Raw genomic sequence first — 11,844 nt, 5'->3', positions numbered from 1 at the left:
CCAGCCCTGCGTGCTCTTTGCCAGTTTCACTCGGATCGACAAGTTGACTGCAGTCAACTCTCCCTGTCTGTCTATGGCGGTTAACCTTCTGTTAACCTTAAATTCCTTGCAGATCTTTGAGAATCAGAGGTACATGCGGTTAATGGGCCGAATTGGCGTTAAAAGTGCATGTGCGGAATTTTTCGATGAATGTGAAAGCGAGCATCAAGGACGAGATTTCGGAGGTTGACCTGCTGATAACCCAGCAGGCAAATGACCTGTCTGCGATGCTTCACGAACATCGACTTGAGATGTTCCCCCCTAATGCGCAGAAGACGCTGCGGCAGTTTCAGCTTTCAGAGGCGGCACAGTACCTTGGTGTCACAAGCGGCTATCTCAAGAATCTCTCGCTTGAAGGTAAAGGCCCACAGCCACTTGTGACGCCATCTGGACGTCGCTCATATACCGCCGATCAGCTGCTCGAGATGCGACAGTTCCTGGACAAGAACAGCCGGGCCAGCGCGAAATATGTTCCTCATCGGCGAGGCACCGACCACCTGCAAATCATTGCGGTCGTCAATTTCAAAGGTGGTTCGGCCAAAACGACAACGGCTGCCCATCTCGCCCAGCACCTCGCTCTCACTGGGCATCGTGTTTTGGCCATTGATCTCGATCCTCAAGCGTCGCTGTCAGCCCTGCACGGCTTCCAGCCCGAGATCGACCACAATGAATCTCTCTACGAAGCGCTCCGCTATGACGACCAACGCAAGCCGCTCTCGGCGCTTGTGAAGCGGACAAACTTTCCTGGTCTGGACATCATTCCTGCTAACCTCGAGCTGCAGGAATACGAATACGATACCCCTTTGGCTCTCGCTCAAAAAGACGGTTCCATGGGCCGGATCTTTTTTGGACGCCTGGACGAAGCGTTGGCAGACGTGGCGGATGACTATGATGTCGTCATTATCGACTGTCCGCCGCAGCTCGGATACCTGACGCTCACGGCGCTTTCGTCATCTACGGGTGTCCTGATCACTGTTCATCCTCAGATGCTCGACGTCATGTCCATGTGCCAGTTTCTCCTCATGATGGGGGAAGTCATGGGCACATTGAAACGCGCTGGTGCCAATATGAAACTGGATTGGCTTCGGTACCTCGTTACCAGATATGAACCGACAGATGGGCCACAGAGCCAAATGGTAGCCTTCATGCGCTCGCTCTTCAAACAGCATGTGCTCGTGAATGAAGCACTGAAATCCGTCGCCATTTCGGATGCTGGTATTACCAAGCAGTCCCTCTACGAAGTTGAGCGTTCCCAATTCACCCGATCAACATACGACCGCGCAATGGAATCCCTACATCGTGTGAACGACGAAATTGTCAGTCTCATCCACCGGGCGTGGGGTCGGTAATGTCCAGAAAGAACCTCTTGGCTTCGATCACCGAGCGCAAGTTGACTGCAGTCAACTCAGCGCCCGCGGCCGATAGTCAAACGACTTCGCTGCCGCCTGCCATGGAGAGAAATCGCAACCGCGGGGCTTTCGGAGCCATTACGAAATCGATCGACGAGCTTGCCGAAAAAGCGCAGGCCGCCAAAGATTTCGAGGCCAAACTGTTGGAGGGCGAGACCGTATTCGATCTCGATCCTGACGCGATCGATGTCTCGTTTATTGCTGACCGGATGGATGACGACAAAGAGGCGTTCGAGGAGCTTGTAGAAGCTATCCGAGAGCGGGGGCAGGACAGCCCGATCCTGGTGCGTCCTCACCCGGATTCGAACGGCCGATACATGACGGTCTTTGGACATCGGCGCGCTCGGGCGGCCAAAGCATTGGGACGGCCCGTGCGAGCCGTCGTAAAGGTGCTGGCCGACCGAGAGCACGTTATCGCTCAGGGGCAGGAAAACAGTGCACGAGCGGACTTGTCATTCATCGAGAAGGCAGTCTTTGCCAGTAACCTGGAGCGCGGCGGTTATGACCGCGAGGTCATCATGTCGGCGCTGTCGGTCGACAAGACCGTCGTGTCCAAGATGATCTCGGTGACTAAGGACATTCCAGCCGATGTCATTGCCGCCATCGGGGCGGCAAAAGAAAGCGGTCGTGACCGTTGGTACCAACTGGCTCAGAAATTCCGCGACAACGATGCAGCTGCCAGGGCAGGGGGGCTTCTTGGGGCACCTGAGTTCATATCGGCCGACAGCGACCAGCGTTTGTCGCTCCTGACGAGGCACCTGGAAGGCGACCTACCGAAAACGAAATCGAGCAAGCCGAAGCCTCGGCCCCAATCTTGGGCTCCAGAGGATAAATCAGTTAGCGTCACGGCAAAATCACGACCGAAAGGCTTCTCGCTCGATCTTACCCAGGAAGATGCGAAGCCATTTGGCGAATGGATCTCGAGCAATCTGGACAGCCTGTATCAGGCGTTCAGGGAGTCGAGGAAGTAGGAAAACGGAGATAGAAACCGCAAAAGAAAAAGGCCCCCAAACGGCGAACCGTGGAAGCCTCTCTCGTATTCTGTAGCAAGATCGAGAATCGCATTTTCACGAATCAGTGTCAAGAGTCGTAACGTCGCTCTGGCGGTCGGGATTCTTTTGCCTAGTTGAAGGCGAAGGATAGATGGAGACGCATATTGCTTCGACCCCGTTCGGGAGTCGACCGATGTCGCTTGCCATGTTGGCAGCACAACGGGAGTCACGTGAAAATCTCCCCGACGGTAAGGCTGTAGATAAGTGGCAGCTCTACAAAGACCTGTGTGAAGGTAGAACGATCATTGGTGTCAGCGATCGCTCGCTAGCGGTCCTGAGCGCCTTGCTGTCGTTCTATCCTGACAGTGAATTGAGCGAGGAGAATGGCCTGGTCGTTTTCCCCTCGAACAGGCAACTGTCACTCAGAGCCCATGGAATGCCCGATACGTCGCTTCGCAGGCATCTCGGAGCCTTGCTGGGCTGTGGTCTGCTCCTGAGGCGGGATAGCCCCAATGGGAAGCGCTACGCCCGAAAGGGGAGGGGAGGAGACATCGAAGAGGCCTTTGGTTTCTCCTTGGCACCGTTGTTGGCCCGTGCTGACGAGATCCAAGAGGCTGCTGAGCGCGTTCGGGCAGATAATGCCGCCCTGCGGCTTATGCGCGAGCGCGTGACCTTGCACAGAAGGGATATCAGCAAGCTCATTGAAGTGGCCGTTGAAGAAGACGTCCCAGGCGACTGGGGCGATCTCTACAAGCGTTTTCGCACCGTCGTAGACGGCATCCCGCGCCGAGCATTGCTCGTCGAGCTGGAATCGATCGTCGCCAACCTGGCTGAGATCCGCGAATGCGTCGATAAGCTGCTGAATTCACACATCAATATCAATAAAACGGACGCCAATGACAACCAGAATGGACGGCACCATTCTGAATCAAATACCGATTCTCATTTTGACTTTGAACCTGCTTTGGAAAAAAGCGGGGCGACGATCGAGCCTGAATGGAAATCGATGGAGCCACCGAAAGGCTTTCCACTTGGATTAGTCCTGAAGGCCTGCCCCGATATCGTTGACTATGCGGCCGCTGGAATTGGAACTTGGCGAGATTTGATGGCCACGGCCGCCCAGGTCAGGGGCTATCTTGGGATTTCGCCGTCGGCCTATGCTGACGCCTTGGATGTTCTTGGGCAGGAAAACGCTGCCGTGGTGATCGCCTGCATCTTGCAGAGAGCGCAGCACATCAACTCGGCGGGTGGTTATCTGCGTTCGTTGACTGAAAAGGCGAGGGGAGGGGAGTTTTCAGTGGGGCCGATGCTCATGGCTTGCTTGAAAACGAATGGGGTGACAGCCGCGAGGCTGGCGGGATGAGGCTAGAGGAGCTGGCCGGCAACAGCGGCTTCAGGCTGACGGAAGACGATTTGAGAGATCTGGTCGACGCTGGCAGGGGAAACCTACCACTGATGATGTGATGCCGGGAACTGGCGGAGCAGTTCCGAATTCTTGCCGGGTGAATGGTCTCGTATCAGGTGCTCTCTGCGCATTCATTGAACCGTTGCAACAGAACCAAGACGTTTGCGCATGTTTCGGTTAGAGTTGGCCGATCGACAGCATTTCCGAAAATCGACGTCTGAGTGGCAGCTGGGCTGTTGAACCGCAAAGGCTCGAACCATGATGCGATCGCAGAACTGGTTGGCGAGGATTGCCGTTGCCCTCATCGTCATAGCTGCGGCCTATGTCGGTTGGCTGTGGCTGAAACCGCAGCCTCTTGCTGAGGGCATCGCCAGCGGCAATGGCCGCATCGAGGCGGTTGAGATCGACATTGCGGCAAAGACGTCGGGCCGGCTCAAGGAGGTGCTGGTCAACGAAGGTGACTTCGTCACCGCTGGACAGGTCTTGGCCAACATGGACACGGCTACGCTGGTTGCGCAGCGTCGCGAGGCCGAGGCACAGCTCGAACGGGCGAATGTCGGCATCGGTATGGCCAATGCCCTCGTCGTGCAGCGCAAGGCCGAGAAGGAGGCAGCTCTGGCCACGGTCGCGCAACGCCAGGCCCAGGTGGATGCTGCGCAACGGCGGTTCGACCGATCGAAGGAGCTTGCGGGACGCGGAACGACGTCGCAGCAGGTGCTGGACGACGACCGGGCGCAATATGAGGGCGCAAAAGCGGCGCTCGGGGCAGCACAAGCCCAGGTCGCGGCAGCCGACGCAGCCATCGGGGCGGCCGAGTCGCAGGTCGTCGACGCCCGCGCCAATGTCGTCGCCGCACAGGCGACGATCGAACGCATCCAGGCCGATATTGACGACAGTGCGCTGAAGTCGCCGCGCGACGGGCGGGTGCAATATCTCGTCGCTCAGCCCGGCGAGGTCGTCTCCGCCGGCGGCATCGTGCTCAACATGGTCGATCTTGGCGACGTCTACATGACCTTCTTCCTGCCCACCGACCAAGCGGGCCGAGTGCGGATCGGAACCGATGTTCGGCTGGTCCTCGACGCCATCCCGCAATATGTCATACCGGCCAAGGCGACCTTCGTGGCCGATGTCGCCCAGTTCACGCCGAAGACTGTAGAGACGGCGGAAGAGCGACAAAAGCTGATGTTCCGGATCAAGGCGCGGATCGATCCGGAATTGCTAAAGAAGTATATCAGGGACGTGAAGACGGGACTGCCTGGTATGGCCTATGTCAGGATCGATCCCGACGCCGTGTGGCCGCCCGAACTCCAGACCAACCTGGTGCAATGACCAGCGCCGCGCATGCGACCGCACCGGGACCGAACCTCGCACCGGTCGCGCGGCTGGTCGATGTCGGCCTGGATTATGGCAAGACCCGCGCTCTGGACGGCGTCAGACTCGGCATTCCCGCCGGGCGGATGGTCGGGCTGATCGGCCCTGACGGGGTCGGAAAGTCCAGCCTGCTGTCGCTGATCGCTGGGGCTCGGGCGATCCAGGCCGGGCGTGTCGAGGTGCTGGGAGGCGACATGGCGCAGGCCGGCCACCGCCGGCTGGTCTGCCCGCGCATCGCCTACATGCCGCAAGGCCTGGGCAAGAACCTCTATCCGACGCTGTCGGTTTCGGAGAACCTCGATTTCTTCGGCCGGCTTTTCGGCCATGACCGCGACGAGCGCGAGCGCCGCATCGCCAACCTGACGCGCAGCACCGGCCTTGCCCCCTTCTTGAGCCGCCCCGCCGGCAAGCTCTCGGGCGGCATGAAGCAGAAGCTCGGCCTGTGCTGTTCGCTCATTCACGATCCGGATCTTCTCATCCTCGACGAGCCGACGACGGGCGTCGATCCACTGTCGCGCCGTCAATTCTGGGACTTGATCGGGCGCATCCGCGTCGAGCGCGCCGGCATGAGCGTTGTCGTAGCCACAGCCTATATGGACGAGGCGACTGATTTCGACTGGCTGGTGGCGATGGATGAGGGCCGCATACTTGCAACCGGCACGGCGCAAGACCTGATGCAGCGGACCAAGACCGCCTCGCTCGAGGCGGCCTTCGTCGGTCTCATGCCTGAGGAGAAACGACAGGGCTACCGGGCGGTGGAAGTGCCCCCGCGCAATCCTGATGATGGTGACGAGATCGCGATCGAGGCGGAGGGCCTGACCAAGCGCTTCGGCGATTTCGTCGCCGTTGATCACGTCAGCTTTAGCATCGAGCGCGGCGAGATCTTCGGTTTCCTCGGCTCCAATGGCTGCGGCAAGACGACCACCATGAAGATGCTGACCGGCCTTCTTCCGGCGAGCGAGGGGCGGGCGTGGCTGTTCGGCCAGCCGGTGGACGCCGGCAACCTCGAGGTCCGCCGGCGCGTCGGCTACATGTCGCAGGCGTTTTCGCTCTACACCGAACTTACGGTGCGCCAGAATCTGGAACTGCACGCCCGCCTGTTCCATGTCCCTGAAGAGGACATTGCTGGGCGCATCGCCGAGAACGTCGAGCGCTTCGGCCTTCTGGAGGTGATCGATGCGCTGCCCGATGACCTGCCGCTCGGCCAGCGCCAGCGGTTGTCTCTGGCGGTTGCCATGATCCACGAGCCACAAATCCTCATCCTCGACGAGCCGACCTCGGGCGTGGACCCCATAGCGCGCGATGGCTTCTGGCAGATCATGATCAACCTCGCTCGCCGCGACAGGGTCACGATCTTCATTTCGACCCATTTCATGAACGAGGCGGAACGTTGTGACCGCATCTCGCTGATGCATGCCGGCCGGGTCCTGGTCAGCGATACGCCTGCCGCCCTGGTCGAGAAGCGCGGCGCAAAGACACTGGAAGACGCCTTCATCGCCTATCTCGAGGATGCCGTGAACGAGGGCAAGATGGAAGCCGAAACGCCGCAGGCCCCGAGCGCCGTCAAGGCGCCGGTGGCCGAGGCGGGCGCCGCGGCCAGGCAGCGCTTTTTCGACCTGCGGCGCATGTTCAGTTATACGATGCGCGAGACGCTCGAAGTCATCCGTGACCCCATCCGGATGGTGCTCGCCCTGCTCGGCAGCATCATCCTGATGTTCGTCATCGGCTATGGCATCAGCATGGATGTCGAGGACCTGTCGTTTGCGGTGCTCGACCGGGACCAGACGACGACCAGCCGGGACTACACGCTCAATCTCGCCGGCTCACGCTATTTCATCGAAAAGCCTGTGATCGTCGACTACCAGGACCTCGACCGGCGCATGCGCAGCGGCGAACTCAGTCTGGCGCTTGAGATTCCGCCGGGCTTCGCCCGCGACGTGGCCCGCGGGCGGCCGGTGCGGATCGGCGCCTGGATCGACGGGGCCATGCCGATGCGGGCCGAGACCGTGCAGGGCTATGTGCAAGGCATGCACGCGCTGTGGCTGTCGCAGAAGGCGACGGCCCTCGGCTTGGGGGCGGCCACCGCCGGCCCGATCAACATCGAGGTGCGCTTCCGCTACAATCCCGATGTCAGGAGCCTACCGGCCATGGTGCCGGCGGTGATCCCCTTGCTGCTGCTGATGATCCCGTCGATGCTGACCGCGCTCAGCATCGTGCGCGAAAAGGAACTCGGCACCATCATCAACCTGTATGTGACGCCGGTCACCAGGCTGGAGTTCCTGATCGGCAAGCAATTGCCTTATGTCGCGATGGGAATGGTCAACTTCCTGCTGCTGTCGCTGCTAGCCGTCACCGTCTTCGGGGTTCCTATAACTGGCAGTTTTCCGACGCTCGCGGCCGGGGCGCTGCTCTTCGTGTTCATCGCCACCGCAATGGGGCTGCTGACCTCGACATTCCTGCGCAGCCAGATCGCCGCAATCTTCGGCACGACCATCATCACGCTCGTCCCGGCAACCCAGTTCTCCGGCATGATAGACCCCGTCTCGTCGCTCGAAGGCTTCGGCGCCCTGGTCGGCCAGATCTTCCCCATGACCTATTTCCTGACGATCTCGCGCGGCGTCTTCTCGAAGGCTCTTGATTTTCGCGACCTGGCCGCCTCGTTCCCACCGCTGCTCGTGACCGGGCCGATCCTGATCGTGCTGAGCGCCGCATTGCTGAAGAAGCAGGATGGCTGACCGATGCGAAGTGTTGCCAACATACTGAACCTCGGTGTCAAGGAACTGCGCGGCCTCGGTCGTGACCCGCTGCTGCTGCTGCTCATCGCCTATGCCTTCACCGTCTCGGTCTATACCGGGGCATCGGCGACGCCCGAAACGCTGAACAAGGCTGCGATCGCGATCGTCGATGAGGACCGGTCGCCGCTCTCAGCGCGGATCACCAGCGCGTTCTATCCGCCTTACTTCCTGACCCCAACGATGATCACCCCGGCGGAGATGGATGCACGCATGGACGCCGGCCTCGATACGTTCGGTCTCGACATCCCGCCCGACTTCCAGCGCGATGTCCTTGCCGGGCGCCGGCCGACGATCCAGCTCAATGTCGACGCGACACGCATGAGCCAGGCATTCACCGGCTCGGGCTATGTCCAATCCATCGTCACCGGCGAGGCGAACGACTTCGTTCGCCGCTACCGCGCAAGTTCGGCCCTGCCGGTGGATGTCGAATTGCGGGCCCGCTTCAACGCGACGCTGGATCACAGCTGGTTCGGCGCGGTGTTCCAGGTCATCACCCAGGTGACGATGCTGTCGATCATCCTGACGGGTGCCGCGTTGATCCGGGAACGCGAGCACGGCACACTCGAGCATTTGCTGGTGATGCCCGTCACCCCCTTCGAGATCATGACCAGCAAGGTCTGGTCGATGGCGCTGGTGGTGCTCGTCGCCACGGCACTGTCGCTAATCTTCGTCGTGCGGGGATGGCTGAAAGTGCCGATCGAAGGATCGGTCGCGCTGTTCCTGGCAGGTGCTGCGGTTCACCTGTTCGCCACCACCTCGCTCGGCATCTTCCTCGGCACGATGGCCCGCTCGATGCCGCAGTTTGGCCTGCTGCTGATCCTCGTCATGGTGCCGATGCAACTGCTCTCCGGCGGGATGACGCCGCGCGAGAGCATGCCAGAATTCGTCCAGGTGGTCATGCTGGCCGCACCGACGACCCACTTCGTGATGCTCGGCCAAGCCATTCTGTTTCGCGGTGCCGGATTTGCGGTGGTGTGGCCGCAATTCGCCGCACTCGCGGTCATTGGCGCGGTCCTTTTCGGGTTCTCGCTCGGGCGCTTCCGCAAGTCCCTCAGTGAGGCAACATGATCGGGGCAGGCCGGTCCAGGTGAATGCGCGGCAGGCGGGGCATGAGGGTGGTTTCCCGGGGCGGCGGCGGAGATATTGGGCCGCAGTCTAGCCGTTTCGACGCTGGAATCCATCGATATTGATAAGGACGTGTTATCGAAAGTGAGATGGCCGGAGCGGGGCCGTCCGGCTGGGCCAAGCAAAGGGCGCAATCGCTTGGATATTGATGGCATTAGCAAGGGAAATCAATGAGTTAGAACGGGCATGACCGGGGCGTCGCCGATGCGCTGGTGGGTGTAATCCGGCATTCGCGCCGGCAATGAACCAGATCTGTCCGCACGGTTTCTCCCGATCCGATTCAGGCGAGCAATGAACCGCTCTAGCGCTGTGCTTCGGCAGGATTGAGCACAATTATTGTCGATTATTATATTGAAGAATTGTCGGCAATTTGATTGGATCATGATGTTGGAGAGGAACCGGTCGGCGGCGCATCCGTCAGAACCGCAATGGGAGGATTGAAATGGTAATGTTCCGTAGGGCATGCCACGTAGCGGCTGCTGCCTTGCTACTGGGCTCTTCCGTCGTCGCGGCGGAGGCGGCGTCCACGTTGGAGACAGTCAAGGCGCGTGGCAAACTGATCTGCGGCGTTTCGATGGGCACGACCGGCTTCGCCTTGGCCGACGCCCAGGGGAAGTTCGCCGGGTTCGACGTGGACGTTTGTCGTGCCGTCTCCGCGGCCGTATTCGGCGACCCGGACAAGGTCGACTTCGTGATGACCAACATCAATACGCGGTTCCAGGTCCTGCAGTCTGGTGAGATCGACATCCTTTCGCGCCAGACGACAATGACCTACTCGCGCGAGGCGTCGCTGGGCATAGATTTCGGACCTGCGGTCTTTTATGACGGGCAGGGCCTCATGGTTGCGAAGAGTCTTGGCATCACGAGCGCCAAGGAACTCGACGGCGCAGCCGTCTGCACCTTGCCCGGTACCACGACCGCGCAGAACCTTGCCGACTTTTTCCGTGCAAACGGCAAGAAGTTCGAACTGGTGGTTTTCGAAAACCCTGACGAGAACAACAACGCTTTCTTCTCGGGCCGCTGCGACGCGGTCTCGTCGGATCGTTCCGACCTGGCCTCCATTCGCGCCGCTTCGAAAAGCCCGGACGACTACATGATATTGCCGGAGACCATCTCGAAGGAGCCGCTGGCGCCGGCAGTGCGCCAGAACGATTCCAATTGGCGTGACATCGTCTCGTGGTCGGCCTGGATGCTGATGGCTGCTGAAGAAAAGGGCCTCACGCAAGCGAACGTAGAAGAGCAACTCAAGAGCGAGGATCCGGAGATACTGCGGATGCTGGGCGTCACCGATGAACTCGGCCCGATGCTCGGACTGGACAAGGCGTGGGGCTACAACATCGTCAAGCATGTTGGCAACTATGCCGAGGTCTTCGACCGCAACCTCGGCGAAAAGACCGCACTTGGCCTGAGCCGCGGACCAAACACCTTGTGGAACAATGGCGGCCTGCTTTATCCGCCGCCGTTCAGGTGAGGTTTTGACGTAATGCGGCGCATGTCGGCATGACATGCGCCGTCATTTCTGGAACAGACCTCCGTGAGGACAGCCGGCTTGTCGCCCATAATCCTTCTAAGAGACCGGCGCGCCCGCGAACTGGCATACCAGGTCGTATGTGTCGTGGCCGTCGCCATCTGTGGCTGGTATCTGCTTCAAAACGCGCTGGGCAATCTCGCCCAGCAGGACATTGCCACCGGGTTCGATTATCTGGGCCGCGAGGCTGGTTTCATTATCAGCGAAACGCCGATCGCCTATGAGCCATCCCACAGCTATGGCCGGGCCGTGCTGGTCGGTCTGCTCAATACGGTGAAAGTGTCGCTGCTGGCGATCATGCTGGGGACGATCATCGGCACGCTTGTCGGCATTGCGAGGCTGTCGAGCAACCCGCTGCTTTCGCGGCTCATGCTGGTTTATGTCGAAGCGCTGCGCAATGTGCCGCTGCTACTCTACCTGTTCCTTTGGTATGCGGCGATCATCTTCACGCTGCCACCGGTCAAACAGGCGATCGCGCTCCTGCCGGGCGTCTACGTGTCGAACAGCGGGCTGGTTGTACCGGCAGTGGTCTGGAACTCGGGCTTTTGGGTGCTCGCCGTTGCCGTCGGAGCGGGGCTGGCCGCCGCCTTTGCCTGGCAGGCAACGGTAAAGCGAAGGCGCATCGCGACAGGCAATGCAGCGCCGGTCTGGCCGATTGCACTTGTGCTGCTTGTTGCTCCGGTCGTTGTCGCGGCAATGCTGTTCAACATCAGCGCCCAGCTTGATTGGCCGGAGCTCGGGCGCTTCCGGCTGACGGGCGGCGCGCATCTCAAGCCGGAGTTTGTCGCCTTGCTGCTGGGGCTGACCCTCGGCGCTTCCGCGACCGTGGCCGAGATCGTCCGCAGCGGCATCTTGGCCATCGGCAAAGGGCAGCGCGAAGCCGCCCATGCGCTGGGACTGGCGGACAGCTTGACCATGCGACTTGTGATCCTGCCCCAGGCACTGCGGATCATCGTGCCGCCGCTGACCAACGTCTATGTGACGACGTTCAAGAACAGTTCGCTGGCCATCGCCATCGGCTACCCAGATCTGGTGATGATCTCCAACAACATCATGAACCAGACCGGACAGGCCATCGAGCCGATCGCGCTGTTCATGCTGGTCTACCTTTTTCTATCCCTTGCGACGTCGCTGCTGATGAACTGGTACAACGCGCATGTCGCGCTGAAGGGGCGGTAGT

At 60.3% G+C, this 11,844-nt stretch carries 8 protein-coding genes; all 8 read left to right on the top strand.

Annotated elements, in window-relative coordinates:
* Positions 1-185: 185 nt before the first annotated feature.
* Positions 186-1,388, top strand: a complete 1,203-nt coding sequence (repA, locus tag ABSY17_RS00615) for a plasmid partitioning protein RepA (RefSeq protein WP_378941066.1) — start codon at positions 186-188, stop codon at positions 1,386-1,388.
* Positions 1,388-2,419, top strand: a complete 1,032-nt coding sequence (gene repB, locus ABSY17_RS00610) for a plasmid partitioning protein RepB (protein ID WP_378941064.1) — start codon at positions 1,388-1,390, stop codon at positions 2,417-2,419. The genes repA and repB overlap by 1 nt, the downstream gene beginning before the upstream one ends.
* A gap of 172 nt (positions 2,420-2,591) precedes the next feature.
* Entirely contained in the window at positions 2,592-3,803 is a 1,212-nt protein-coding gene (repC, locus tag ABSY17_RS00605; protein WP_378941062.1) for a plasmid replication protein RepC, read from the top strand.
* A 300-nt stretch (positions 3,804-4,103) separates the two neighbouring features.
* Positions 4,104-5,174, top strand: a complete 1,071-nt coding sequence (locus ABSY17_RS00600) for an HlyD family secretion protein (RefSeq protein WP_378941060.1) — start codon at positions 4,104-4,106, stop codon at positions 5,172-5,174.
* Entirely contained in the window at positions 5,171-7,951 is a 2,781-nt protein-coding gene (rbbA, locus tag ABSY17_RS00595) for a ribosome-associated ATPase/putative transporter RbbA (protein ID WP_378941059.1), read from the top strand. Before ABSY17_RS00600 ends, rbbA begins: the two co-directional genes overlap by 4 nt.
* A gap of 3 nt (positions 7,952-7,954) precedes the next feature.
* The gene (locus ABSY17_RS00590; protein ID WP_378941057.1) at positions 7,955-9,079 is read left to right on the top strand and encodes an ABC transporter permease; all 1,125 of its coding nucleotides are present in this window, start codon (positions 7,955-7,957) and stop codon (positions 9,077-9,079) included.
* 505 nt (positions 9,080-9,584) lie between these two features.
* Positions 9,585-10,607 (top strand): amino acid ABC transporter substrate-binding protein, encoded by a 1,023-nt coding sequence (locus ABSY17_RS00585; protein ID WP_378941133.1) that lies wholly within the window; start codon positions 9,585-9,587, stop codon positions 10,605-10,607.
* Between the two features lie 78 nt (positions 10,608-10,685).
* Positions 10,686-11,843 carry an amino acid ABC transporter permease gene (locus ABSY17_RS00580; protein ID WP_378941055.1) on the top strand — a complete coding sequence of 386 codons (1,158 nt, stop codon included), beginning with the start codon at positions 10,686-10,688 and terminating at the stop codon, positions 11,841-11,843.
* The last annotated feature ends 1 nt before the right edge of the window (position 11,844 follow it).

The organism is Mesorhizobium sp. ANAO-SY3R2 (assembly GCF_042466635.1).
GTDB lineage: Bacteria > Pseudomonadota > Alphaproteobacteria > Rhizobiales > Rhizobiaceae > Aminobacter.
Note: the sequence above shows the minus strand (reverse complement) of the source record. Positions and strands in the feature narration are given on the sequence as shown.

Bases quoted from the DNA above. Each gene is read 5' to 3' on its own strand.
- repA (WP_378941066.1), top strand. From the start codon at position 186: ATGAATGTGAAAGCGAGCATCAAGGACGAGATTTCGGAGGTTGACCTG.
- repB (WP_378941064.1), top strand. From the start codon at position 1,388: ATGTCCAGAAAGAACCTCTTGGCTTCGATCACCGAGCGCAAGTTGACT.
- repC (WP_378941062.1), top strand. From the start codon at position 2,592: ATGGAGACGCATATTGCTTCGACCCCGTTCGGGAGTCGACCGATGTCG.
- ABSY17_RS00600 (WP_378941060.1), top strand. From the start codon at position 4,104: ATGATGCGATCGCAGAACTGGTTGGCGAGGATTGCCGTTGCCCTCATC.
- rbbA (WP_378941059.1), top strand. From the start codon at position 5,171: ATGACCAGCGCCGCGCATGCGACCGCACCGGGACCGAACCTCGCACCG.
- ABSY17_RS00590 (WP_378941057.1), top strand. From the start codon at position 7,955: ATGCGAAGTGTTGCCAACATACTGAACCTCGGTGTCAAGGAACTGCGC.
- ABSY17_RS00585 (WP_378941133.1), top strand. From the start codon at position 9,585: ATGTTCCGTAGGGCATGCCACGTAGCGGCTGCTGCCTTGCTACTGGGC.